This window comes from Agrobacterium tumefaciens str. B6, from assembly GCF_001541315.1.
Lineage (GTDB): Bacteria > Pseudomonadota > Alphaproteobacteria > Rhizobiales > Rhizobiaceae > Agrobacterium > Agrobacterium radiobacter.
This window is the reverse complement of sequence record NZ_LMVK01000050.1, coordinates 1-24,548: the sequence shown is the minus strand read 5'-3', so window position 1 is coordinate 24,548 and position 24,548 is coordinate 1. Positions and strand designations below refer to the sequence as shown.

Genomic DNA, 24,548 nt, shown 5'->3' with positions numbered 1-24,548 from the left:
CCACTGCCGCGGCCGGGCTCCGCGGTTGGCCACCGATAAAAAACGGGCGGTAAAACCGCCCGTCACAGGTTTTTCGGAGGCTGTGGTTTGCCCTTAGTCCTTCGTAACCTTTTCCAGCCGGGTCGTCTGGCTGGGATGGCCCACATAATCCTTCACGCGCGCATTCAACACGATCGGCTCGAATCTCTCGAACATCGGCAGCACCGCCGGCTTCTGGGCGACGAACATTTCCTGCATCTGGGTGTAGATTTCCCCGCGCTTCCTGGCATCAGGCTCCAGCGAAGCCTTTGCCGTCAGGGCAGTCAGTTCAGGAATGTCCCAGGCCGAGCGCCACACGAAATTGCCGGCATTGTTGGCGGCAAGCGAGTTGTCGGGATTGCTGGAAAACTGCTCCATCGAGCCCAGCACATTCGGCATGTAGGCGCCGGTCTGCGGAATGAGCAGGTCGAAATCCCGCGCGCGATGGGCGGCAATCACGTCCGAACCGTTACCCTGCTGGATATTGACCTTGATGCCGATCTCGCTGAGCGAGGCCTGGATCGCGGTGGCGAGGTCGATGCGCGGCGTCTGCGCGATCGTCTTCAGATTGAGCGTGAAGCCGTTCTCATAACCGGCCTCCTTGAGGAGAGCCTTCGCCTTCGGAACATCGAGCTTCCAGTCCGGGCTCGGAATGGCATATTCGAAGTTTTCCGGCACCGGCACCGTGCGCGCCCGGCCATAAGGACCCATGATAGTCTTTTCCATGCCCTTATAGTCGATGCCATAGGCAATCGCTTCGCGGACCTTGGGGTTGGACAAGGGCTCCTTGCCGGCATTCATGGACAGGACGTAGAAGCCGCCCGTCGGCACACGCTGAATCTGGAAACCTTCCTTGTTGTTGAAGATTGCAAGATCGGCAGCCGTCAGCGCGCTGGCGATGTCGATATCACCGCGCTCCAGCATCAGGCGTTCCACCTGGCTTTCCGGCACATGGCGAACGATGACGCGGCGCATTTTCGGGCTGCCGGCCACATAATCCTTGTTGGCCTCGAGAATGATGATCTCATTCGGCGACCAGCGATTGAGTGTAAAGGGACCGGAACCGGCGGAATTGGTTCTCAGCCAGCCATTGCCCCAATCGTCATTGGTTTCATGCGACTTGAGTTCCTTGCTGTCGACAACGCTGGCGATGACCATGGCCAGACGATAAAGAAGCAGTTCAGACGTCGTCTCACCGGAAAGATCGATGCGTACTGTTTTTTCATCCGGTGCGCTCACCAGCTTGTCGATATTGTCCGCGTTGTAACCCACGCGCTTGAGGTTGGCTGCGGCCGCCTGGTTCATCTTCAACAGGCGGCTGAGCGAATAGACGACGTCCGCCGAAGTTACCGGGTTGCCCGAGGCGAAATTGGCCTCGCGCAGATGAAAGGTGATGCCCTTGTCATCTGTCTCCCAGCGTTCGGCAAGCTGTGGCGAAACCTTTCCAGAACCATCCACCGAAATCAGGCGGTCATAGAGGTTGGCCATGATTTCGTTGGCTTTTGCTTCGGTGGCCTGATGCGGATCAAGTGACAGCACCTGGGCCAGCGACGTTCCGATGACAAGCTGGTCATTGGGTGTTTTGGCCAGGGCTGGCGCGGCCTGCACCAGCATGGCCCCAAGGGCGGTGGTGAATGCGAGACGGATCAATGATTTTCTCATACCTGCTCCTCCTACAGATCGGTAATTCATGTTTGGGAAAAAGCCGCGACGCAGCGGGGCGTCGCGGGCCGGAATGGTCAAAGATGTTTGTTATCAAGCGCTTCGATCAAGGCGGCGATGTAGCCGTAGCAGAAGGCGAAAGCGACACCGACGGCATCGCGCCCGGCAATCGTCGGCACGTGGTCGGGCATGATCATGTAGCGATAGCCGAGTTCGTGATAGAGTTTCAGCGAACGCACCATGTCCATGTCGCCCTCATCGGGGAACGTCTCCATGAAGGAGAGTTTGCCGCCGCTGATATTGCGGAAATGGACGTTGAAAATCTTGTCGCGGCTGCCGAACCACCTGATGATGTCGTCGATCTCCTCACGCGGATTGTCGAGCATCTCACCGATCGACCCCTGGCAGAAATTCAGGCCATGATAGGGGCTCTCGCGCATCTGCACGAATTTCTTCAGCCCTTCGACCGTGCCGAGTACGCGGGTGACGCCCCTGTAACCCGGAGGCGTATAGGGGTCATGCGGATGGCAGGCCAGGCGCACGCGGTTGCTTTCGGCCACCGGCACCACACGCTCGAGGAAATAGTCGATGCGTTCCCAGTTCTCGTCTTCGGAAAGAACGCCCGCCAGGCCCGGCGCGGCATCATGATCCGCCTTGTCCCAGCGCCAGGCTTCATTGAGCGATCCGCCGCGGCCACGCTCCATTTCCGTGCGCGGAATGCCGATGAGGTTGAGATTGTATTTCGCGGCAGGGATTCCGGCCCTGGCGATATCTTCTATCATCTTGCAGACCGCATCGATCTGCCGGTCACGATCCGGCCCGGCCAGCAGGATATCGGGATACGACGCCTGTTCGATGGGCCGGGACGGCAGCGGCAATTGCACCATGTCCAGGACAAGGCCAAAGCTTTCGACCTTGTCACGGTGGCGTTCAAAGTCCTCAAAAGTCCAGCTCGCGGGTTTTCCGGGCGGATCAGCGTTGATATTCTTGACGCCGAGCTGCGCCCAAACCCTGAAATCCTCGTCATCGCGCGCAGCAACCTGGGTGCCGACATACATCGATTCTCTCCTCTCTCCATGCAAGTCATCATATGACATCGCATGAAATAAGATGAGTGTCGAGATACTATTGCGCTTCCGATAGCAACCTGTATCGGCGCTGGCTCGCAAGCATATGTTCACGCATGGCTTTTCGCGCCGCGTCGGGATCCTGCTCGACGATGGCGCGCAGAATTGCCTCGTGCTCGGCCTGCACTTTGCGAAGATAATTCGCGTCACCGGTTTCCGGCAGCGTCGGGAACTGCCCGCGCGGTATGGAGCGCGAACCGAACTGACGCAGCGCCTCCAGATAAAAGCGGTTGTTGGTGGCGATCGCGATGGCCGTGTGGAACTCGTAATCGGCATCGACGGTGGTTTCACCCGCATCGATGGCGCGGGCCATTTTCCGGTGCGCCGCAGAGATTGCGGCTTCCTGCTGGGCCGTGCGGCGATAGGCGGCGATTGCCGCCGCCTCCCCTTCCGTCGCAAGCCGGAACTCGAGCATTTCCAGCGTTTCCGCGATGGTGCCGACCTCGGATTGCGTCAGTTTCACGCCGGCCCATTCACTGGCCTTGCTGACGAAAACCCCTTTACCCTGGATCGGAACGACATAGCCGGCAGAGCGCAGATCCGCAATCGCCTCGCGAACCACGGTGCGGCTCACGCCATAGCTGCGCTCCAGCTCCGGTTCCGTGGGAAGCTGATCACCGTTTTTCAGTTTTCCACTGCGAATTTCTGCGCTGAGATTGTCGATGATCTGTTGTGCCCGCCTCTCCCGCGGCCTCACCCTGTCGCCCATCATGCCACTCTTCCCCCTTGCAGAATACGAATCCCTTCGCTACTCATATGATGACATGACAGCACGTCATATGTTTTCATGTTAACTCAGGGAGGAGGCGGGATGAAGTACCATCAAGAGTTTTTGCAATGGAGAATTGCGCGTCCGCGGCGAGCAGCGTGCAAAGGCTCCGCCGCTGACGGCGTTCTCACAGGGAAGTACGGCCAGCAATGACGGAGATCTCACTGCGCGGGCTTGGACATCGTTTTCTGCAACTGATCGTCAGCCTCTTCATTCTGCTCTGCATCACCTTCATCATCGGCCGGGTCATGCCGACCGATCCGGTCGGGGCGATCGTCGGCGAACTTGCGGACCCGAAGGCCTATGAGGCCATGCGAGCACGGCTGGGGCTCGATCTGCCGCTTTACCAGCAGTTCTTCATCTATCTGCGCGGCCTGCTGCATGGTGATTTCGGCATTGCGATCCTGACCGGCAACCCGGTGACCCGGGATCTGGCGCAAGCCTTCCCCGCCACCTTCGAACTTGCCACGCTGGCGATCATCATCTCGACGGTCGTCGGCGTCCCACTCGGCCTAGCCGCCGCCCTCTTCCGCGACACCTTCATCGACAAGTTCGCGCGCGTTTTTGCGCTTGTCGGGCATTCGATACCGGTCTTCTGGTTCGGCATCGTCGGGCTGGTGATTTTCTACGCGAACCTCAACCTTGTCGCGGGGCCCGGCCGGGTCGACGTCTTTTACGAAGGCCTCGTGGAGCCGAAGACGGGATTGATGCTCATCGACACCCTCCTTGCGGGTGAGACGGAAATCTTCTGGAACGCGCTTGGACACATCATTCTGCCCGCCATCATCCTCGCCTATATGGCCATGGCCTATATTACCCGCATGACGAGGGCCTTCACCCTCGAACAGCTCAGCCAGGATTATGTCATCGCGGCACGGGCCAAGGGCGTCAGCCCCGCACGCACCATAACCCGTCATGTGCTGCCCAACATCGCCGTGCAGCTCATCACCGTTCTGGCGATTTCCTATGGAAACCTGCTGGAAGGCGCCGTGGTCACGGAGATCGTATTCTCTTGGCCCGGTATCGGCCAATACATGACGAATGCGCTGCTCATCGGCGACATGAATGCGATTCTGGCCGCCACGATCGTTATCGGCTTCATATTCATGCTGCTCAACTTCCTCGCCGATCTGGCCTATACCACGCTTGATCCCCGTACACGGGAGGCCACACGATGACCGATATCGCGCATAACAATACTGTTGATCGACCCGGCGCCCTGTCGCGCCTGTCGACCACCACCATGCGGACGCTTCGAAAGCTCGCAGACGAACCGCTTGGAATGTTCGGCTTCGCCATTCTGGCCATTCTGGTTGTGGTCGCCATTTTCGCCCCGCTCATCGCGCCTTACGATCCTGCCCGTCAGGCGCTCGAAAACGCGCTCCAGCCTCCCAGCTGGGCGCATCTGGCCGGAACCGACGAATTCGGCCGCGACATTTTCAGCAGGCTTGTCTACGGCACCCGCATCACCATCCAGACGGTTTTGTCGGTCTCGATCATCGTTGGTCCCATCGGCCTTGCCATTGGCGTGATGGCCGGTTTCTTCGGCGGCCGAACCGACGCGATCCTGATGCGCGCGACCGATATCGTCCTGTCCTTCCCGTCGCTCGTGCTGGCATTGGCCTTTGCAGCCGCCATGGGCGCCGGTCTCGGCACGGCGATCATCGCAATCTCTCTGACGGCATGGCCGCCGATTGCGCGTCTTGCCCGTGCGGAAGCGCTTGTGGTGCGCAATCCCGATTACGTCGCCGCCGCCCGTCTCTATGGCGCATCGCCGCTGCGCATCCTGTTTTTATACATTGCGCCGATGTGCATCCCCTCGGTCATCGTGCGCCTGACGCTGAACATGGCGGGCATCATCCTGACCGCCGCTTCACTCGGCTTTCTCGGTCTCGGGGCTCAGCCGCCGCTGCCGGAATGGGGCGCGATGATCTCCAGCGGCCGCAAGTTCATGCTCGATTACTGGTGGGTCGCCGTCATGCCCGGCATCGCCATCCTGCTGACGAGCCTTGCCTTCAACATCGCCGGCGATACGCTGCGCGACCTCCTGGATCCGCGTCATGCCCGTTCCTGATAGCTCCCCCATTCTTTCGGTCCGCGACCTCAATGTCCGTTTCGGCCGCAACACCATTCCGGCCGTGTCCAACGTCAATTTCGACGTCGGGCGCGAAAGAGTCGGTATCGTCGGTGAGTCCGGCTCCGGAAAATCCACCACCGGCCGCGCCGCCATGCGGCTCCTGCCGAAAAGCGCTACCGTGACGGCGGAGCGGATGGACTTTCTCTCCGAACCGCTGCTCACAAAATCCGAACGCCAGATGGGCGCGATCCGCGGCAGCGAGATGGCGCTGATCATGCAGGATCCGCGTTATTCGCTGAACCCGGTGCTGCCCATCGGAAAGCAGGTGGCGGAGGCCGCCGAACTGCATCTGGCGCTGACTGGCAAGGCGGCGAGAGGTGCTGCCCGCGACATGTTGCTGCGCGTGCGCATCAACGATCCCGACCGCGTGATGGCGCTTTATCCGCACCAGATATCGGGCGGCATGGGCCAGCGCGTGATGATCGCCATGATGCTGCTCGCCAAGCCGAAGCTGGTCATTGCCGATGAGCCGACCTCGGCCCTCGATGTCAGCGTGCGCAAGGATGTGCTTTTGCTTCTGGAGGAGATGGTGCGCGAGAATAATTCCGGCCTGATCCTCATCAGCCATGACATCCGCATGGTCGCGGCCTTCTGCGAACGCGTGCTGGTCATGTATGGCGGGCGCGTCGTGGAAACGCTGACCAAGCTGGAGGATGCGCAGCATCCCTATACGCGCGGCCTGATCGCGGCGATGCCCGATCCCCGCAATCCGGTTCGGCGTCTCAAGGTGCTGGATCGTCAGGCAATCGATGCGGAGGTGATGCGATGATCACGGTAGACAAGCTCGACGTCGTCTACGGCGAAAAGGAAAAACGCAATCACGTCGTGCGCGGCGTCAGCCTCACGGTCAACAAAGGCGAAACCCTTGGCATCGTCGGCGAAAGCGGTTGCGGCAAGTCGACCCTGCTGCGGTCGCTGGCGGGGCTGGGAGCCGGCTGGACCGGCTCGATCAGCTTTAACGGCAAACCGGTCGGCAAGACCCGCAGCCGCGACGAACTGAAACTGGCCCAGATGGTATTTCAGGACCCCTACGGTTCGCTGCACCCACGCCACCGCATCGGCCGGGCGCTCGCCGAACCGATCCGCGCGATGGGGCTTGGCGATGGCTGGTCGAAGGTTCCTGCCGCCCTGCAGCAGGTGGGCCTGCCCGCACATTTCGCCGAACGCTTCCCGCATGAGCTCTCCGGCGGCCAGCGCCAGCGCGTGGCAATTGCCCGCGCGCTGATCCTCGAGCCGCCGATCCTGCTGCTCGATGAGCCGACATCCGCGCTCGACGTCTCCATCCAGGCCGAAATCCTGAACCTGCTTGCCGACCAGCGCGAAGAACGCGACCTGACCTTTGTTCTCGTCAGTCACGACCTCGCGGTCATCGCCCATATGTGCGATCGCGTGCTGGTCATGCAGAACGGCGTTTTTGTCGATGAGTTGACCAAGGCCGATCTTGAAGCGGGCGTTACCCATTCGGCCTATTCAGGCGAGCTGTTCGAAAGCAGCTTTCTTTGAAATCCCTGTCGAGCGGAGGCAAAATGACCTCAACGAGAGCAAATCATCCACAGCCAAACATCCTGAACAGGCCCGTCTCCAATTCAAGCTTGCCCTGAGAACGACATAGTTGCACGAGGCTTAACGATGCGAACCCTCAAGTTGCGAGAACCCCGTATACCACCGAATGCGTATTACACTGCAGTGTAAGCTGGCGCCCAAGTCAAATGCATTCATCAGGGCATAAGCTTCAGCGCCTGCGGTGATCGACCGAAACCTCTTTACTCGCGCCAATGCTCCTCAACCCATTCTACAGGGCGCATGAAATGACGCAGAAACTGAAAGGGGCGCTTTCGACGCAAGCCCTGATCGAAAAATGCTTTCAGATGCTGTCGGAGTGTAATGCCTTGGCGACCCGACCATCCGCCGCGGATGGCATCCTCAGGCAGGATTTCTCCGGGAAAAATAATAATCCTCGCGTCTGCCGGGAGTATAGCGGGAAAAAAGAGGTTTAGTGGGAAGGGTAGCAAACACTGAAAACGGAAATGACGGATCCATTTTCCTGGAAAAAACTTGATTCCGCCCGGTGCTTCACGCGTGACAAATCGTTGTTCATATCCATATTTCTCGGCTACGCCCATGGGATCGGCGGCAAACTTGGTCTGGATGGGAACGAGCTTACCAATCGGAAAACGATAAACGGATGTCTGCCCCAGACGCTCGAACGGCTTTGCCGCATTTCGGGCCAGGATCACGTCGTCGGGATTACCGAATGTAAAGAACCCGTCCAGTGAACCCGTTACAACCAGATCCAGATCCAAAAAGAGCACTACCCCCGACAGCGATCCCAGCTTTGGCCCCCAAAGGCGTGACTTGGGCCATATCCCGCGCCTTGTTTCTGGAATCTCGTAGTCGATAACAGGAAGATCTTCACACAGGACCTCGGAGCGGATGCCTTCGCGGTTGTCTGTAAAACAGGTGAATGTAAACGGCGGCGTTATGTTTCTCGCCACCATGGCGTAAAGCCGGTTGATATAAGGCGCACCATATTTCGTACCCCAATTTATACAAATAATCTGCTTTATCACGTAACTCGATCCAGAAACGGCTTGGCCAAAAAACTACAATAAAGGGCATCGGAAGGTTGATCTTAAACCCACTCCATTGGTCAAGCTACGCCGAAATTTTCGCTAGGTCGACATTACCGATTTTTTTCGGAATGCTCCATATTATCCGGAGCAAGCAGGTCAATCCAGGCTCAACCGGTTGCGGTTTTCATCCGAAAACAGATGGATGCCGTCAAGCGCCGGCGAGACCCTTATCTCGTCGCCGACTGCCTGCCCTATGCGTTCCCGAAAGACGCCGAGCACCCTTGAACCGCCGAGTTTCATGGTGACCTGCGTTTCCGATCCCAGCGGTTCGACGAGCATTATCTCCGCCGGTACACCGGACGCATCGAGTGAGAAGTGCTCCGGGCGGATGCCATAGACGGCCCCTCTTCCCGCCAGACCGGCTGCAGCAGCCGGCAGGGGCAAGACCACACCCCCGGTTTCAAAACCGCCTGCCGATATCGTCCCGGACAGAAAATTCATCGATGGTGATCCGATGAAGCCGGCGACGAACTGATTTGCCGGGCGGTCGTAAAGTTCGAGCGGCGTGCCGACCTGCTCGACCCTGCCGCCGTTCAGGACCACGACCCTGTCCGCCATCGTCATCGCCTCCACCTGGTCATGCGTCACATAGATCGTGGTGGTCTTGAGCTTCTGGTGCAGCGCCTTGATCTCGCCGCGCATGACGACGCGCAGTTTCGCATCGAGATTGGAAAGGGGTTCGTCGAACAGGAACACCTGCGGGTTGCGAACAATGGCGCGGCCCATCGCAACACGCTGGCGCTGGCCGCCGGAAAGCTGGCGAGGATAACGGTCGAGCAGTTGTGTGAGGCCGAGAATATCCGCTGCCCAGTTCACTTTTTCAGCGATTTCCTGCTTGCTCGAACCACGATGCTCCAGTGAAAAGCCCATATTGCTGGCGACCGTCATATGCGGATAAAGCGCATAGGACTGGAACACCATGGCGATATCGCGGTCCTTCGGGTCGAGATCGTTGACGATCCGCTCGCCGATCCTGAGTTCGCCGCCGGTAATCGTTTCAAGACCGGCTATCATCCGCAGCAATGTGGACTTGCCGCAGCCGGAGGGACCGACAAGCACGACAAACTCGCCATCCCTGATGTCGAGATCGACGCCGTGAATGGTTTTCACCGCGCCATAGCTTTTGCGGATGTCGGACAGGGTAACGTTAGCCATCGATCGATTCCGGTTCTTCAGCCCTTGAGGCCGGTATGGGCGAGGCCTTCGACGAACTGCTTCTGGGCAATCACGAAGACGATGAGCACGGGCAGCGCGGTGAGCGTCGCTGCGGCAAGCTGGATGTTCCACATCGGCCCGCCATAGGCGTCGGTATATTGGGTCAGCGCCTGCGGCAGCGTGAACATTTCGGCGCTGGAAAGAAAGACGATCGGCTCGAGGAACAGGTTCCAGGAATGCAGGAAGGTGAAGATCGCGACCGACGCCAGCGCCGGTTTTGCCAGCGGCAGTGCGATCTTGCGGAAAATCTTGAAACGCCCGAGACCATCGACACGCGCCGCCTCCTCAAGCTCGCCCGGCAGCGTCACGAAAAACTGCCGCATGACGAAGGTAGCGAACACACTTGGCGCGCCGAAAATGGGGACAAGGATCAGCGGCCAGTGAGTGTTGACCATGCCGGCTTTGAGGAACATCTGGAACAGCGGCACGATCGTCACTTCCGAGGGGATCAGGAGGCCAAGCAGCACGATCATGAAGATCAGATTGGCACCCGGAAACCGGATACGTGCGAAGGCATATCCTGCCATGGAGGAGACAATCATCGTGCCAATCGTCACGACAGCAGCAATATAGGCGGAGTTCCAATATTGCCGCACGAAGGGCTGCAACTCGAATACCTTCGAGTAGGTCGTCCAATCCTGGTTTTGGGGAAAGAACTGCGGCGGGAAGGCGAAGATGTCGCTGATCGGCTTGATCGATGATGTCACCATCCACCAGGTCGGGAAAACGAACGGGATCAACAGCACACACAACAGCCCGTAAAGCGTCACCTGCATGCGGGGGGGAAGGTCAGCTTTCATAAAAGACGATCCTCTTGCGCATCTGCCACTGGGCGAAGGTCAATACTGCGACGATCAGGAACAGCAGGATGGAAAGCGTCGAGCCATAACCGAAGAAATGGAACTGGAAGGCCTGCTGATAGAGGTAATAAACCAGCACCGTGGTCGAGAGACCCGGCCCGCCCTGGGTGAGAACCGCAATCTGCGCAAAAACCTGCAGCGAGCCGACGATGGTGATGATCGAGGTCAACAGGATAGTCGGGCTGATCAGCGGCAGGGTAATGCGACGGAACTGCTTGAAGGCGGGCGCACCGTCGATGCGGGCCGCCTCGTAGAGTTCCTTCGGCACGCCCTGGAGCGCCGCCAAAAACAGGATCATGTTGAGCCCGACATTCTTGAAGACCTGCACGACGATGACAGAAATCATCGCTGTCGTCTCCTCGCGCAGCCAGTTGGGCCCCTCGATGCCGATCATCAGCAACATGCCGTTGATGCCGCCGTTCTTCTGCAACAGGAAGCCCCAGACAATCGTCCAGGCGACCAGCGAAACGACCACCGGCGAGAAGAACAGGGTTCTGAAGATCGCAATACCGGCAAGTTTCTGGTTGAGCAGCACGGCGAGCAGCAGCGCCAGCGACAGGTTGAACACGACAAGCCCGGCCGAGAAGATCGCGGTCGCGCCCAGCACCTCACGAAGATTGCCGTCTTCCATCAACATCCGGTAGTTCTGCGTACCGGTATAAGTGAAGGTATTGGCGAGCACATTCCACTCATGCAGCGAATACCAGAACACCAACCCGAGCGGGATCAGCACGAAGATGACGATCCCGATCAGTTGCGGGGCGATGAACAGAAAGCCAGCGAGGCTGTCGCGCCGCGCGATGGTCCAGAACGCCGATACCGGGCGACCTGGACGACGGGTAACTTCCTGCGCGACAGCCATGGCTTTCTCCTCAGCGCTTCAGAAGCGGCCCGATCTGGCCGCAGATTTTTTGAAGCGCGCCCGCGACATCGGCCTCCGGCCGCCAGACGGCGTCGAGGTTCGAGCGCACGATCTGCTGGATCTGGGCAAAACCGGTATGGCCGGGCATGACCTTGCCGGTGGCGATGCCTGATATGACGACCTTTTCGATCTGCTCCTGGCTGAGCAGCGGATTGGTCTTTTTCAACACCTCCGCATTCAGCAGCGACTTGCGCGCCGAGGGAAAGAACTGGCTGAGCTTGGCGGAATTTTCCGGATTGGTCATGTAGGCGACGAACTCGGCTGCAGTCTCGGCATTCTTGCCGGACTGCATGACGCCGATGCCCGCCTGGCCGATCAAGGCATATTCGCCAGCCGGCCCCTTGGGCAGAGGCACGAGGTCCCAGCCGAAAGGCTTGTCCTTCGGCAGAAGCGAGGCACGGCTGATCTGGGTTATGGTCATGGCCGCATTACCGGCAAAGAAATCGACCGTCTCGCCCGGACCGGGCATGGCCTTTTTGCTGAAGATGGCGTCGTGGATGAACGAGACGGCATCCGCCATCGGCTTTTCCGCCATGGTGCAGGTTGCACCGTCAGCACTCCAGGGGGAAGCACCCCAGCCGTTCCACACCGAGGTGAGATATTGCCAGCTCTGGTAATTGAAATCACGGACGACAAGCCCGCCCTTGCCGGCTTTTGCGACGGCAGAGGCCGTGGCGATGGCGTTCTCCCATGTCCATTCGCCGGCAGCGATCATGTCCGCCGGCGTCTTGGCGCCTGCGGCCTTGATGAGATCATTATTGACGAAGACGGCAAAGGGTGAGGTCGAGAACGGATAGGCGAAGAGCTTGCCATCCTGCGACCAGCGTTCCGTGGCGCCGGCGCTGACTTCCTCGAGATTATAGCCCGGCGCGGCCTTCAGCGTATCGGTGAGCGGGTAGAGCGCACCGGATTTGACGAAATCATAGGCCGAGGTCTCGAAAATCCAGGCCATGTCAGGCGCATTGCCGCCCGCAATCTGGGTCGTGAGCGCAGTCGTATAGGTGTCGAAAGGCAGGGACTCATAGGTCACGCTGACGTTTGGATGATCCTTCTTGAAGCCCGCCGCGATGTCGTTGAACAGCTTCAGATGCGCCTCGTTGGCGCTCCAGATTGTCATGCGCAGCTTGATCGCATCCTGCGCCGCGGCTGCCCCTGCGAGCGCAAACGAGCCGATGAAAGCCAGCGCGCAGGCAGTGGATTGCATTTTCCAATGATTGTTCATTCCCAGTCCTCCTCCAAAGATGGGTTCGATCGAACGGCAGTCCGCCGTCCTAATAGGCCGCTATGTCCGGCCAGCGTATTTCGATGCCTTCGCGGATCAGCGCCGTCTGGAAGGCATGAAGATGGTCATCGTCTTCCTGCACCTGATGCGGTGTGAGACCTTTTTCCAGGCAGTGGGCCGCAAGCATTCCAGCCACTTCGCCGATATTCCATTCGACCGGATGCAGCCGGTAGCAACCGTTGGTGATATGCGTCGTGCCGATATTCTTGCCGGCTGGAATGAGGTTCTTCACGCGCTGCGGGATCAGCGCGCCGAGCGGAATCTCGAAGGGGCAGGAAGGCACGTCGATGTAATTGTCGCCGCCGGTCGATGGATGCAGATCGATGCGATACATGCCGATGCCGATGCTGTCGCGATACCGGAAAGCCCCCCTGTCACCGCGAACCGTGTAGGAAAGGTCCTGCTCGACGATGCGCGTGACCGGCTTGATGCGGCGGCTTTCACGAATATAGGGCGCCATGGCGAGCCCATGTTCGGTGCCGGTGATATCGCCCCGCAGCCGCAGCCCGCGGAAACCCTGCCCGCCATCAAGACGCGGCGCTTCCGTCTGCAGCCAGTAGAAGACCGAATAGGAAAGGTCCGCCGCCGCCTTCAGATGCCGCGTCTTTTCTTCTTCCGACACGTCGATAATCGTGCCGTCCATATAGTCGATCATCGGCCAGTTCACGAGGCAGATGTCGGACTTGTAGAAACCGGGCGTAAAGTTCTTCCGCGCCGCGATACGGCGGAAAATCCAGAGGTTTTCATCGCCGCCGCCCTTGCGCTGGTCGGCATCGACCAGCAGCGGATCGTCATCGGGATTTGGCGTGAAGGATCGGGTGGTATGATCAAGCGTGCGCGGATGCGGCGCGGTGAAGCCGAGGAGCGGCCCGCCCCAGAAGTGCGGCTGGTAAGAGCGCCAGTAATCGTAATTGTCTGGCTTGTCGATCGTCTGGTCACCGTCGACATGGTCGATGGCAAAGCAGATCGATACGGCCTGCACATTGTCCGGCTGGACTTCAGCCGGCGCGCTGGGTTCACCCGTGTCCGACTGCGCCTCGAAACCCTTGGCATATTCCGTGCCCGTCATCGGCAAGAGATCGCCGAGTTCGGTGGCATCGAGGATGTAATCGGCGGAAATGACGATTTCAGCGCCGCTGTCGCGATGGCGGACGGTTACTGAGCGAACCCTGTCGCCCTCGACATCGGCCGCGACCGGACGCCAGGGCTTGAGCACCGTCAGGCGGCCGGCGCCGATATAGGGCATCAGCATGCTTTCCATGACCGCGAGGCTGACACGCGGCTCGGCGCAGATGCGGCTCACCCATCCGCCACCCGGATTGAGATCGCCCCAGGCCCGTGCGCCTTCCGTCAGCGGATAATGGTCACGATAATATTGCCGCACACCGTTGCGCAACGCCCGGTAAGAGCGGGTGATGCCGAATTGCTCGACCCATGTATGCTCGTCCGACGGAACGGCCTGACTGGTCAATTGCCCGCCGATCCAGTCATATTCCTCGGTCATGATAACGCGCTTTCCGGCCCGTGCGGCAGCCAGTGCCGCCGCCACGCCGCCAAGGCCGCCACCGACCACGAGAATATCTGCTTGCATGTCTTTCACGTCGTCACATCCGTTTTGTTGACTGGGGACTTGTTTGCGGAGGCTGCCGGGGCCGGGCCCAATGTTTCCCCTCTGACGGGTTCACATTTGAGAAGGATCTGGCTACCCGGACTGCCGGTCTCGATGCGGTTGACCAGCATGGCAGTCGCCTGCCGGCCCATTTCCTCGCGGGGAATTTCATAGGAGGTGAAGCGCACCGGGCTGCGGGCGGCTCTGATATGGCTGCCAAGCACGATCATCGAAAAAGCCTCGGGCACGGCAAGCCCGCGCGCCCGCGCCAGCGCTTCGACACGCACGGCATCGGCCAGCTCTATGAAGAAGGCTGCCGTCGCCCCGCTTTCAAGGATGGCATCAAGGATCTTGTCGGCCGGCCGGTTGACGGCCTTGATATGAAGGGCAAGCGTGGCTGCATCACCGAGCGCCGCACTGAAACCACGCCAGCGGTCAGCGATCGATTCCGCCGGGCCATCGGGGCCGATATAAGCGAGCTTCGAGTGCCCCAGCGCTCTGGCGTCCTCGACGAGCTGCCGTGTTCCCGCGGCATAGTCGCCGCCCACATAAGGAACCGGCCCGCCAGCGTCTTCACGTCGGCCAATGGCCACGAAAGGATAGTCTTCCGAGACCAGCCGGGCGAGTTCCTTACGGTCGAATTCGCGACCGAGAACCAGACAGCCATCGGCGATCCTGAGCCTGTTGCCTTCCGAAAACATCTTGCGGTTATTGCCGACGCCGGCGCTGGTCAGCAGCAGAAGATCATAGGCCTGCTGCTGCGCCTCTTCCTCGATACCCAGCAGGAACGGCGTGAAGAAGTCGGCCTGCGCGCTCGGGAAAGCCGGCTCGTAGGTGAAAACACCGAGGATGCGGTTCAGCCCCTTGGCCATTCGCCGCGCGATCGGGTCGGCGACATAACCTGTCTGGCGAATGACCGCCTGTACCCGTTCGCGGGTTTCAGCCGGGATGCGCGCAATCGCGGCCGGTGCGCCATTCAGAACAAGCGATACCGTTGCCTGACTGACCCCAGCGAGCTTGGCGATGTCGTTTTGCGTGAGGCGTTTATGATTGGTCACGCGATGCCCTCCCCGACATCCGATCGCTGCTAATACGTATTAGCTGCTAATGCGCATTAGCACGATTTGTGGGCACTGAGTCAAGCGATAAAGATGCACTTGCTGAGGGAGGCCACGGGGTTGTGACAAAAAGCACGCCCCGCGGCGGCAGTACTGGTGGAAGCGGCTATAACAGCCGTAAAATAGCAATCAGACCGGATTCACGGACCCGCAGGTGCTTTCTCACCGGTGAGCTTCTGTTCAAGCAGCCATGTCCACATCGCCTCGTCCTTCAGCACTTTCCCTTCGACCGCTTCATGGTCCGTATCTTCGAACACGGTGAGCCGTACATTTCGTTTCAGTTCCTGAAGGCGTTGCACGAGGACCACCGTGTCGGACAGCGGAATCACAGCGTCATTTGCGCCATGAAAGGCCCAGAAAGCTACCCTTTCATTCGTTCGATTGAGGTAATGCCGGATACCGCCGCCGGCGATCGGAACAACCGCGGCAAAAGTTTCAGGAAACTGCGCGGCCATCGACCATGCACCGAACCCTCCCCGGCTATAACCAATCAGATAGATGCGCTCGCGATCCACCCGATGATCGGCCACCACCGCCTGAAGAACACTCGCCACGCGCTCGATCGGATAGAGCAATTCCTCACTCGGATTTTGCGGCGAGAACACCAGAAAAGGAAAATCGCGGCCTTCTTCAATCAGTTTCGGCAGGCCGCTGCGGCGCAGCTTTTCGATGTCGCCGCCGCCCTGATCGCCGCCATGCAGCCAGACGACAAGAGGATAGGTCTTATCCGAACTGGCGTAGTCCTTGGGCGTGTAGAGCAGATAGTTGATATCAGAGGCGATGGTGACATCGGATTTCATCGCCTTCTGTTCGGCCTGGGCAAAAGTCGAGGCAGCGATTGCGGCGACAGCGATCAGGCAAAGTTTCAGATGCTTCATGGTCTGGTCCTCCCAAAACGCGCCTCCTCCCGAGGCGCGATTATTGAACTCGCGGATCACCGGGTTGGTTCAAAGGTTTCGCTGCAGAATGAGAAAATGCACTGAAACGAATTGAGAATATTCATATATTTCATAATAATACCGTTATTTCCTCATGCGTAATCTGATTTGCGATTGCGGGATGGGGCACGCCCGGCAACCAGCAGCCACCGACGAACTGCAAGCGACCTTTCGGAACGATAAATCTCACCACCGACCGTGTTTAAACGACGGGAAAAACGCGTTCGGCATTTGTTCTGGATTGGTGTTTGAGTCTTTGCTAATCATTGCGACAACAGGGCAGACAATGGCCGGCGATTCCGACGACTGCCATCTCTGAAGATGTCCTCACCATGGGGACAGGCAGGTATCAAGGATTGTTCGCATGGCGGTTGCCTATCTGGAAAAGCTCAACGAACAGCAGCGCAAGGCAGTGGAGCATGGCGTTGGGCTGACAGACGGCCACACGGCCGGGCCTCTGCTGATCATCGCCGGGGCCGGTTCGGGCAAGACCAATACGCTGGCCCACCGTGTCGCACATCTGATCGTGAATGGCGCCGATCCCCGCCGTATTCTGCTGATGACGTTTTCGCGGCGTGCCGCCACGGAAATGTCGCGCCGCGTGGAGCGTATCTGCAAACACGTCCTCGGCGGCAATTCGGGGGCTCTCACCGACGCGCTCGCGTGGTCAGGCACATTTCACGGCATCGGCGCGCGCCTGTTGCGCATTTATGCCGAACAGATCGGGCTCAACATCGATTTCACCATCCACGACCGTGAAGACAGCGCCGACCTGATGAACCTCGCCCGGCACGAGCTGGGTTTTTCCAAGACCGAAAGCCGCTTTCCGACAAAAGGCACGTGTCTTGCCATCTATTCGCGTGCGGTGAATTCCCAGACGCCGCTCAAGGACATATTGCGCCAGCATTATCCCTGGGTCGCCAACTGGGAGAGTGAACTCAAGCAACTGTTTGCAGCCTATGTGGAGGCAAAACAGGTTCAGAACGTGCTCGATTACGACGATCTCCTGCTCTACTGGGCCCAGATGGTCAGCGACCCCATTCTGGCTGATGATATCGGCAACCGCTTCGACCATGTCATGGTCGACGAATATCAGGATACCAACAGGTTGCAGGCCTCCGTGCTGATGGCGCTCAAACCCGGCGGTCGCGGTTTAACCGTGGTGGGCGACGACGCGCAGTCGATCTATTCGTTCCGGGCGGCGACAGTGCGAAACATCCTCGATTTCCCGGCGTCCTTCAGCCCGGCGGCCGACATCATCACGCTCGATCGCAACTATCGCTCGACACAGCCGATCCTTGCGGCCGCCAACGGCGTGATCGATCTGGCGCGCGAGCGGTTCACCAAAAACCTCTGGACCGAGCGGGAATCGCTGGAGCGCCCGAAGCTCGTGACGGTGAAGGACGAAACCGAACAGGCGAATTTCATCATCGACCAGATTCTTGCAAACCGCGAAACCGGCATGACGCTGAAACAGCAGGCCGTGCTTTTCCGCACCTCCAGCCATAGCGGGCCGCTCGAGGTGGAACTGACCCGCCGCAACATCCCCTTCGTCAAATTTGGCGGCCTGAAATTCCTGGACAGCGCCCATGTGAAGGACATGCTGGCCGTGCTGCGTTTCGCACAGAACCCGCGCGACCGCGTCGCCGGTTTCCGGCTGCTGCAGATGCTGCCAGGCATCGGACCGAAGAAGGCTGGCAATATTCTCGATGCGATTGCGACAGACCCAGAGCCGCTGCTTGCCCTCGCCGAAATTCCGCCGCCGCCGAAGACCGGCGATGACTGGACAGCCTTCACACAAATGCTTGTGGGCCTGCGGCAGGCGCCGAATGACTGGCCGGGCCAGATCGGGCAGGCTCGGCAGTGGTACGAGCCGCATCTCGAACGCCTGCATGAGGATGCGGACACCCGCAAGGCCGATCTGCTGCAACTTGAGCAGATCGCTGGAGGCTACCCTTCACGCGAACGCTTCCTGACTGAGCTGACACTCGACCCGCCCGGCGCCACCAGCGATCAGGCAGGCGTGCCGTTGCTCGACGAGGATTATCTGAGCCTCTCGACCATCCATTCCGCGAAAGGGCAGGAGTGGCGCTCCGTCTTCATCCTCAATGTGGTCGACGGCTGCATCCCCTCCGACCTCGGCGTCGGCACCACCCAAGAACTGGAAGAGGAACGTCGGCTGCTCTACGTCGCCATGACGCGCGCCAAGGACAGCCTGTCTCTGATCACGCCGCAACGTTTCTTCACCGGCGGGCAGAGTCAACAGGGTGACCGGCATGTTTACGCCGCCAGAACCCGCTTCATCCCGGCGACATTGCTGCAGTTTTTTGAGACGATGACCTGGCCACTGGTTTCAGCCGCCGCTTCGGAACGCAGCGCGCAGCAGATCCGGATTGATGTTGGTGCGCGGATGCGGGCGATGTGGAAGTAGTTAGTGACGAAAGCCCTAGGTTGCCCCGTTGAAGTAATCCATCTTGAAATAAGCTCTGGCCCATTGAGAGAAGCAGAGAATGAAGCGCAACCGCTTCATAGAAGGAGCACGAGGCTGGCACGCCGGTCTTGGAGCTTTGCCGCAAGCGCGGCGCCAGCGATGCCAGCATCTATAAACGGAAGACCAAATTCGGTTGGCATGGAGGTATCCGAAGCCAAGCGGCTGAGGACGCTTGAAGACGAGAACTCGAAGCTGAAGCGGATCCTGGCAGACGCGATGCTCTACAATGCGGATGAAGGCGCTTGCGCATGAACCCCGCCGATTTGGATATCGACGCCTCCATGTGCTGCTCAGGCGCGAAGGTCACCTTGTGAACTATAAGCGGGCTCTTCCGACTTTATCAGGAAGAGAAGCTGACTGTACGCAAGCGCGGTGACCGGAAACGAGCGATAGGCAAGCGCGCGCCGATGCTGATCCCGCTTGCCGCCAATGTGAACTGCCCCCCATTTCGACCGGACAGTCGGCATAAGCAGAAAGGCTCAAGCACAGGCTTGAGGACAGGCTTATGTCTAACGAGTATCGACACGTTGAATTGCTGATGGGTGATGTTCGCCGCAGGCGGTGGACAACCGAGCAAAAGCTGACAATCATTGAGCAGAGTTTCGAACCCGGCGAGACGGTATCTTCGACCGCTCGCCGTCATGGTGTCGCGCCCAATTTGCTTTATCGGTGGCGCAGGCTCTTGAGCGAGGGAGGTGCTGCAGCCGTGGATTCTGACGAGCCGGTTGTCGGGAATTCGGAAGTGAAGAAACTGGAGGATCGCGTCCGGGAGTTGGAGCGCATGCTTGGTCGCAAGACGATGGAGGTCGAAATCCTCCGCGAAGTCCTTTCCAAAGCGGACTCAAAAAAACGGATATCGCGGCCGATCTTGTTGCCGAAGGACGGTTCCCGATGAAGGCCGTCGCAGACACGCTGGGCGTCTCCCGTTCCAACCTCATCGAGCGGCTGAAAGGCAAAACAAAGCCGCGTGGGCCATACCACAAGGTCGAGGATGTAGAGCTTCTGCCCGCCATTCGCAGGCTGGTTGATCGGTAATCCCCCCGTTTTTAACAGGGCTCGTCAGTAGAATTCACGCGGCCATTTTCAGTTTCTGTGCGGGCGTTATGCCGCCGATGCCCATATTGGGCCGTTCGTTGTTATACGTCCAGAGCCATTGCGTGGCGAATTCCTGCGCCTCCTCGATGCTTTCAATGATGTACTGGTCGAGCCATTCATGTCGGACGGTGCGGTTGTAGCGCTCGACATAGGCGTTCTGTTGCGGCTTTCCGGGCTGGATGTGGCTCAAGGCAATTCCTTGCGTTTCTGCCCATTCCATCAGTTTGCCACTGACATACTCAGGCCCATAACACCTTCGGAAGTTTGCGTTGCAAGAGGCTTTGACCACCTGCTTCGCCTGATTGGGTTACGCAACTGGTCAAAGCCTCTTGCAACGCAAACTTCCGAAGGTGTTATGGCAGCGAGTTCACCGGCAACGCGATCTTGCAATGGACGGATCGGACCAAAGTTGCTTGGCATATATCGCGCCAAGCAAACCGATCCCGCACGCCGTCATCGAGAGCTTCATTGGGCGGCTGCGAGACGAGTTCTTGAATGAAACGCTCTTCTCGTCACTGATACCAACCGAGAAAACGCTGATATGATTATGCCATCTCAAGATCGGTAAAACTGAAACAGAGTCCGCCCCGAATGGGACACCACTTGTTTTCGGATTACCCGCGCCTGCTGTCTGAGCAAGTTATCAAAGTTATCCACGTCATAGTCTGGAAAGATGTCCTCTCTCAGCGCCAGCATCTTCTGAACTGTTGGATCTGATTTTGGAACAAATTCTACTACACCTGTGGGCGCAATGGATAGCAGCCATTCGATAAAGGATGCCAATGGGACGTTATGCGCGATCGCAAGATGGTGTTCAAATGCCAGAGCCAAAACTCCATCTGCACGGAAGCGCTGATTAAAGCTGCTCCGTTCTTGATTCATCCAGCCCTGATTGGGTGACGGGTTGCGGGCGTCGAGAAATAGTGGCGTGAAACTCAGTTTTTTCTTCAGCGCCGTATGATAGGCCCGGTCAATTGCTTGAACATCGAAATCAAACCCAACCACGCTTCGGGCGCCCGCTGCTAACGCGCGTTCAGAATATTCTCCGGTGTTGCAGCCTAGATCGATAACCGAAAGTGGCTGCCAATCCGCGACATATGTCGAGACAAATTGATGCTTCGCTTCGCGTTCAGCGTCGTTATAGGTATTGGTGAGGGAGTAATCCGCCCATACGGTCTTCCGCTTATCCCCGGGAACAAGCGATAAAATCCACTTTCGTAGTTGCCGAAGCATTCCGACAAAGGCCTGCTTTGGCAACTTTTTCCCGGCGATGGAAATCTTCGTCGCATCACCAGATGTCCCCGACTGAAAGCGATTTTGCAGTACAACGTTAGTTAGCGTGTTCCAAGAAAACTTCCTGCGCGTCGGAAGTATCGCTGCCATATCCGCCACTGACACACCCTCCATCGAGCCCCGGTACCACGCGTTATGGGGACGGCCCATATAAGCACGGAGAAGCAAGGGGTTGAGGAATTGCTCGCAGAACTGGCGATGCGCACTCCAAAATTCTCCATCCCGGTACGGGCGGATAGAGAGATGGTCAATAAAGACGGGAGTAACACCACGAAATTGCACATTGTATGCTGTCGCGTCTGTCAATGTGAAGTCTCGTTGTAGAAGATAGAGATGCAAATCGATATGAAATACCGCCGCTGCCTTCAGCAACTCGAACGACAATTCATAGGGATATGTAATCCACTGCAGACGCTCAATCTCCAACGTATATCTATCGGTCCCCCGACCTGGACACTCCTCGACAATAGGGACCAGCCATCCCTTTTCTGACAAGTCTTGAAATATCTGCGCATCGCGCGCGGCCTCGTAACCGCTGGCGCCGAATTCAGTTACTGTGCGGTATAAGCGCCCGTTGAGCTCGAAAACATGTCCTGCCGGATCCCGAAACGATCCAGGCACTTGCGAGTCCTCACCAATGAAAACATCGAGCATTTGATTATCCATGGTCTTCTGTCTGGTCGGGCTTTTTTCCGGTAAAAAACGATTTCACCCGTTGAAGATACATCGATCCTGTAGCGAGCGCGACAGCTGCGCCGCCGAGTATTGCCTGCAACACAATGCTACCGGTGCCTGGGTCCAAATAGGCGTGGGCGTTGCTGGTGAACGACATCAAGAAAAGACACATGACGCATGGAAACGTTACGATTTTCACGGAATAACCCTCTCGGTATTGATCATGCAGGAGTTTAACGTGCAGGGCTACGGGTGTCTGTCACCAAACTGTCACACAGTCGCAACGAAGGTTCATTGTCCAGAGATCGTCTACAGCCGCACGTGAATTGGGAGGCCTAGTCCGTCAGAGAAATGGAGCGGATACCAACACCAAGTTTCCGGACATCGATCGACAACCCCAACTCGGAGGGAGACTTGGGGCTTGATGGCCGAAACTCCAAACCGACAATTGACTCACCTGCTTCAATGGGAAGCGACAGATCGCGAACATTATCCTCAGGTGTGAAGCGCACCTCAGTGAGATACTTACCGTTCTTATAAATCGAAACGATCTGCTCTGGCAGCACTCCCGGCGAAACAAACCCGGTCATCGACACGGTGAGTGCTGGTGGTCTCACCGTATCTGCAATACGGACCGCGACATAGGAACTTTGGGAAACTGACCAGACACCCCAAGATTCGGGTTCTCCCCATCCAGTCGCGAAACAAGGACAGTCGATGCTTCCGATGTTGCCAATATCGTCTCCACGCCGAAGGGCGCGTGCATCTGACCACGAAGCCTTCAAAAACATACTGCCAGAAACCGCGTATCTCTTCAGTCCAGGTATTGCCTCCAGGGACCAGAAGTCGTGCTTCCATTTGTAATCATTATAAGCGCGCGTTCGCGGTTCTATCTCACCCTGAAGAGCCACACCATGACCGACTTCGCAATCGCCGGTAATATCGCAAATTGACCGAGCCAAATCGCCGATATGCGCGTCCCTAGTATCGGTCTTGATCGCACCCTTTGCATTGAAGGGCTTGATCGCAAGCGTGGGATTGGCCGCACCAACCAGCAAAGCGAATGGCGTGTCTGTCACCCGGGAACTCGGTATGCTGTAGTTACTGCCGTGGTCCGCCATTAGCGTAATAACCGTATTGTCATAAACACCTATCGCTTTCATCTGGTCAAGAAGACGGCCGAAATTCCGCAACGCACAGTGCGCCTGACTTTCTATAGCTTCGCGGGTGACCGGCTGCTCGCTGCCCAGATAAACGCATGCTTCGTCAATAACGTAGGGCGAATGAGTGTTGAAGAGATGGATGAACTTAACGGTTGGCTTGGCCGATGAGACTGAAACGCTTGAAGCCATTTCACGCAGCAACTCGTTTCCTTCAACGGCACGATGAACGAACACCTCGCTGAACAGATGCGTCTGCGCCAACCAAGCGCCATCATTGTATATCGCTCGCTTCAAAGCGAGCGGCGCGATGCGGAAAACTGAAAGATCGAAGACGCGAGCAGCCTCCATCCGAAGAGCGGTAGGATCCCCACCAAGCATGGCTTTGGCGGTCTCGCACCTCACATCTCGGGGGCAGACGCTTGTGATCGGATTGATGAGAAGGCTCTCGTATCCGCGATCCACAAGCATGGACAGAAATGACTCTTCTCCGACGGAGTGCTGGAAGAAATCGGCAAGCTTCGTCCCCTGATCAAACGTCAGGCCTGAGTGGATTGAAGGCATGGAGAGATAGGTTGTGGGCGCTGCGCCAACCGTATTCTGGTAGAAAGTGAACCCGTCAAATTTGTCCCGTAAATCCTTGTTGTTTTGAAGCACCGCTTCAAAGACATCCGACTGGAGTGTGTCGAGAAGAACGACGAGCACATTTTTCTCGCGATTGAGAGCGCCGAGACTTTGCAGGTCTTTACCGTGGATGTTGACATATGAGTGGGATATCGAGAAAGCTTGCCATCCCATTTGCAGGATGAAGACGGAGAATATGATCGTCATGACCTTGGGGCGCTTCCACGCCACGAAATAGACGAGCGCCGCAAGAATGATTGATATCGCGGCATCCGTCATCGCGTGGGATGGGAGGATGTCGGCGGTCCATCCGGAAGCATCCAAATCCCCGAAATTGACAGTCTGAAAAGTTCCGTGCGCCCATGCATAGGTGGCACAGACAGCGAGGATACTCGACCAAATTTTCGCGAACCTGCGCGGAAGCACAAAGAACGGTAACGCTACCACAGCCAGCAATATAATTGCAGGCAGTGCGAACGTCACAAGGATGTTTGCGAATGGATAACTGAACTCGCGATCATTGGAGCCATAAATCAAAGCTGGTAAGCCAACGAAAAGCACGACGATAAAAAGCGTTGCCGCCGATAGATTTAGATATCGGTATTCTTTCATTGTGATAGCCTCCAGCGCGTCTCCACGCGTTAGCCACACCATCGGCTTCATGCAACCCTTAAATACGGTTTAACGTCTAAACATATTCGTTGTGGACACGGTGTCGTCGACTTAGATGCTCAACATGACATCCGGCCAATCAACAAACCTGCAATTCTCTCCAGAGCATCCGCGAATGCCCGTAAGCGGCAAGCTGAGACCGTTCAGCGCGTGTAATTCCACGGCATGAGTGCATCGAGATCGCTGCTGGGCCAACCATTGGCTATGCGCTCGAGTGTCTGGGTGAGCCAGGCCTGCGGATCGACATT

The 24,548-nt window shown here is 57.9% G+C and carries 19 protein-coding genes and 4 pseudogenes; 8 read left to right on the top strand and 15 right to left on the bottom strand.

Features of this window, described 5'->3' with window-relative positions; genetic code table 11:
• Window positions 1-93: 93 nt before the first annotated feature.
• From ASB65_RS24005 to ASB65_RS23995, 3 genes are all read right to left on the bottom strand, one after another.
• Entirely contained in the window at window positions 94-1,680 is a 1,587-nt protein-coding gene (locus tag ASB65_RS24005; protein ID WP_060725553.1) for an ABC transporter substrate-binding protein, read from the bottom strand.
• A 77-nt stretch (window positions 1,681-1,757) separates the two neighbouring features.
• Window positions 1,758-2,738 (bottom strand): mannonate dehydratase, encoded by a 981-nt coding sequence (locus tag ASB65_RS24000; RefSeq protein ID WP_060725552.1) that lies wholly within the window; start codon window positions 2,736-2,738, stop codon window positions 1,758-1,760.
• 67 nt (window positions 2,739-2,805) lie between these two features.
• On the bottom strand, window positions 2,806-3,519 hold the full coding sequence (locus ASB65_RS23995; protein WP_080868642.1) for a FadR/GntR family transcriptional regulator: 714 nt from the start codon (window positions 3,517-3,519) through the stop codon (window positions 2,806-2,808).
• Window positions 3,520-3,725: 206 nt separating this feature from the next.
• On the opposite strand from ASB65_RS23995, the gene ASB65_RS23990 reads away from it, so the two are divergent.
• The 4 genes from ASB65_RS23990 to ASB65_RS23975 all read left to right on the top strand — a co-directional run bounded on the left by ASB65_RS23990 (window position 3,726) and on the right by ASB65_RS23975 (window position 7,216).
• The gene (locus ASB65_RS23990; protein WP_060725551.1) at window positions 3,726-4,754 is read left to right on the top strand and encodes an ABC transporter permease; all 1,029 of its coding nucleotides are present in this window, start codon (window positions 3,726-3,728) and stop codon (window positions 4,752-4,754) included.
• A 65-nt stretch (window positions 4,755-4,819) separates the two neighbouring features.
• A complete protein-coding gene (locus ASB65_RS23985) occupies window positions 4,820-5,650 on the top strand; it encodes an ABC transporter permease (protein WP_416346322.1) in 831 nt (276 codons plus the stop codon).
• Window positions 5,637-6,482, top strand: a complete 846-nt coding sequence (locus ASB65_RS23980) for an ABC transporter ATP-binding protein (RefSeq protein WP_060725549.1) — start codon at window positions 5,637-5,639, stop codon at window positions 6,480-6,482. Before ASB65_RS23985 ends, ASB65_RS23980 begins: the two co-directional genes overlap by 14 nt.
• Window positions 6,479-7,216, top strand: a complete 738-nt coding sequence (locus tag ASB65_RS23975; protein WP_060725548.1) for an ABC transporter ATP-binding protein — start codon at window positions 6,479-6,481, stop codon at window positions 7,214-7,216. Before ASB65_RS23980 ends, ASB65_RS23975 begins: the two co-directional genes overlap by 4 nt.
• 260 nt (window positions 7,217-7,476) lie before the next feature.
• On the opposite strand, the gene ASB65_RS23970 is transcribed toward ASB65_RS23975, so the two are convergent.
• The 8 genes from ASB65_RS23970 to ASB65_RS23935 all read right to left on the bottom strand — a co-directional run bounded on the left by ASB65_RS23970 (window position 7,477) and on the right by ASB65_RS23935 (window position 16,230).
• Window positions 7,477-8,283: a hypothetical protein gene (locus ASB65_RS23970; RefSeq protein WP_060725547.1), complete on the bottom strand. Its 807-nt coding sequence runs from the start codon at window positions 8,281-8,283 to the stop codon at window positions 7,477-7,479.
• Between the two features lie 159 nt (window positions 8,284-8,442).
• Complete coding sequence (locus ASB65_RS23965; RefSeq protein ID WP_060725546.1) at window positions 8,443-9,501, bottom strand: ABC transporter ATP-binding protein; 1,059 nt, start codon at window positions 9,499-9,501, stop codon at window positions 8,443-8,445.
• Window positions 9,502-9,518: 17 nt separating this feature from the next.
• Window positions 9,519-10,361 (bottom strand): carbohydrate ABC transporter permease, encoded by an 843-nt coding sequence (locus ASB65_RS23960; RefSeq protein ID WP_003505587.1) that lies wholly within the window; start codon window positions 10,359-10,361, stop codon window positions 9,519-9,521.
• Window positions 10,351-11,283, bottom strand: coding sequence for a carbohydrate ABC transporter permease (locus tag ASB65_RS23955; RefSeq protein ID WP_060725545.1), 933 nt, complete (start codon window positions 11,281-11,283; stop codon window positions 10,351-10,353). The genes ASB65_RS23960 and ASB65_RS23955 overlap by 11 nt, the downstream gene beginning before the upstream one ends.
• Before the next feature lie 10 nt (window positions 11,284-11,293).
• Complete coding sequence (locus ASB65_RS23950) at window positions 11,294-12,565, bottom strand: ABC transporter substrate-binding protein (RefSeq protein ID WP_060725544.1); 1,272 nt, start codon at window positions 12,563-12,565, stop codon at window positions 11,294-11,296.
• A gap of 49 nt (window positions 12,566-12,614) precedes the next feature.
• A complete protein-coding gene (locus ASB65_RS23945; protein WP_060725543.1) occupies window positions 12,615-14,216 on the bottom strand; it encodes an FAD-dependent oxidoreductase in 1,602 nt (533 codons plus the stop codon).
• Window positions 14,217-14,221: 5 nt separating this feature from the next.
• Window positions 14,222-15,292 carry a LacI family DNA-binding transcriptional regulator gene (locus tag ASB65_RS23940; RefSeq protein WP_060725542.1) on the bottom strand — a complete coding sequence of 357 codons (1,071 nt, stop codon included), beginning with the start codon at window positions 15,290-15,292 and terminating at the stop codon, window positions 14,222-14,224.
• 200 nt (window positions 15,293-15,492) lie between these two features.
• A complete protein-coding gene (locus ASB65_RS23935; RefSeq protein ID WP_060725541.1) occupies window positions 15,493-16,230 on the bottom strand; it encodes a PHB depolymerase family esterase in 738 nt (245 codons plus the stop codon).
• A 424-nt stretch (window positions 16,231-16,654) separates the two neighbouring features.
• On the opposite strand from ASB65_RS23935, the gene ASB65_RS23930 reads away from it, so the two are divergent.
• The 3 genes and pseudogenes from ASB65_RS23930 to ASB65_RS23920 form a co-directional block, all read left to right on the top strand.
• Window positions 16,655-18,721: an ATP-dependent helicase gene (locus ASB65_RS23930; RefSeq protein ID WP_060725540.1), complete on the top strand. Its 2,067-nt coding sequence runs from the start codon at window positions 16,655-16,657 to the stop codon at window positions 18,719-18,721.
• A gap of 101 nt (window positions 18,722-18,822) precedes the next feature.
• A pseudogene (locus tag ASB65_RS27790) lies at window positions 18,823-19,212 on the top strand (transposase); the annotation flags it as partial.
• A gap of 74 nt (window positions 19,213-19,286) precedes the next feature.
• Window positions 19,287-19,807 (top strand): annotated as a pseudogene (locus tag ASB65_RS23920) (transposase); the annotation flags it as partial.
• A 43-nt stretch (window positions 19,808-19,850) separates the two neighbouring features.
• On the opposite strand, the pseudogene ASB65_RS23915 reads toward ASB65_RS23920, so the two are convergent.
• Window positions 19,851-20,123: pseudogene (locus tag ASB65_RS23915) on the bottom strand (transposase); the annotation flags it as partial.
• A gap of 110 nt (window positions 20,124-20,233) precedes the next feature.
• Between ASB65_RS23915 and ASB65_RS27785 the strand changes: the two are divergent.
• A pseudogene (locus ASB65_RS27785) lies at window positions 20,234-20,394 on the top strand (integrase core domain-containing protein); the annotation flags it as partial.
• Window positions 20,395-20,431: 37 nt separating this feature from the next.
• Here ASB65_RS27785 and ASB65_RS23910 read toward each other — a convergent pair.
• The 3 genes from ASB65_RS23910 to ASB65_RS27780 all read right to left on the bottom strand — a co-directional run.
• Window positions 20,432-21,823 (bottom strand): class I SAM-dependent methyltransferase, encoded by a 1,392-nt coding sequence (locus ASB65_RS23910; protein WP_060725709.1) that lies wholly within the window; start codon window positions 21,821-21,823, stop codon window positions 20,432-20,434.
• A 356-nt stretch (window positions 21,824-22,179) separates the two neighbouring features.
• Complete coding sequence (locus ASB65_RS23900; RefSeq protein ID WP_158006600.1) at window positions 22,180-24,240, bottom strand: sulfatase-like hydrolase/transferase; 2,061 nt, start codon at window positions 24,238-24,240, stop codon at window positions 22,180-22,182.
• Window positions 24,241-24,443: 203 nt separating this feature from the next.
• Window positions 24,444-24,548, bottom strand: a 105-nt coding sequence (locus ASB65_RS27780; protein ID WP_142627778.1) for a transposase domain-containing protein, incomplete at its 5' end; no start/stop codon positions are given.

What these genes read in the sequence shown, in the direction of transcription:
- ASB65_RS24005 (WP_060725553.1), bottom strand. Translation starts at nt 1,680, where the DNA reads ATGAGAAAATCATTGATCCGTCTCGCATTCACCACCGCCCTTGGGGCC.
- ASB65_RS24000 (WP_060725552.1), bottom strand. Translation starts at nt 2,738, where the DNA reads ATGTATGTCGGCACCCAGGTTGCTGCGCGCGATGACGAGGATTTCAGG.
- ASB65_RS23995 (WP_080868642.1), bottom strand. Translation starts at nt 3,519, where the DNA reads ATGATGGGCGACAGGGTGAGGCCGCGGGAGAGGCGGGCACAACAGATC.
- ASB65_RS23990 (WP_060725551.1), top strand. Translation starts at nt 3,726, where the DNA reads ATGACGGAGATCTCACTGCGCGGGCTTGGACATCGTTTTCTGCAACTG.
- ASB65_RS23985 (WP_416346322.1), top strand. Translation starts at nt 4,820, where the DNA reads ATGCGGACGCTTCGAAAGCTCGCAGACGAACCGCTTGGAATGTTCGGC.
- ASB65_RS23980 (WP_060725549.1), top strand. Translation starts at nt 5,637, where the DNA reads ATGCCCGTTCCTGATAGCTCCCCCATTCTTTCGGTCCGCGACCTCAAT.
- ASB65_RS23975 (WP_060725548.1), top strand. Translation starts at nt 6,479, where the DNA reads ATGATCACGGTAGACAAGCTCGACGTCGTCTACGGCGAAAAGGAAAAA.
- ASB65_RS23965 (WP_060725546.1), bottom strand. Translation starts at nt 9,501, where the DNA reads ATGGCTAACGTTACCCTGTCCGACATCCGCAAAAGCTATGGCGCGGTG.
- ASB65_RS23960 (WP_003505587.1), bottom strand. Translation starts at nt 10,361, where the DNA reads ATGAAAGCTGACCTTCCCCCCCGCATGCAGGTGACGCTTTACGGGCTG.
- ASB65_RS23955 (WP_060725545.1), bottom strand. Translation starts at nt 11,283, where the DNA reads ATGGCTGTCGCGCAGGAAGTTACCCGTCGTCCAGGTCGCCCGGTATCG.
- ASB65_RS23950 (WP_060725544.1), bottom strand. Translation starts at nt 12,565, where the DNA reads ATGAACAATCATTGGAAAATGCAATCCACTGCCTGCGCGCTGGCTTTC.
- ASB65_RS23945 (WP_060725543.1), bottom strand. Translation starts at nt 14,216, where the DNA reads ATGCAAGCAGATATTCTCGTGGTCGGTGGCGGCCTTGGCGGCGTGGCG.
- ASB65_RS23935 (WP_060725541.1), bottom strand. Translation starts at nt 16,230, where the DNA reads ATGAAGCATCTGAAACTTTGCCTGATCGCTGTCGCCGCAATCGCTGCC.
- ASB65_RS23930 (WP_060725540.1), top strand. Translation starts at nt 16,655, where the DNA reads ATGGCGGTTGCCTATCTGGAAAAGCTCAACGAACAGCAGCGCAAGGCA.
- ASB65_RS23910 (WP_060725709.1), bottom strand. Translation starts at nt 21,823, where the DNA reads ATGCTCGATGTTTTCATTGGTGAGGACTCGCAAGTGCCTGGATCGTTT.
- ASB65_RS23900 (WP_158006600.1), bottom strand. Translation starts at nt 24,240, where the DNA reads ATGAAAGAATACCGATATCTAAATCTATCGGCGGCAACGCTTTTTATC.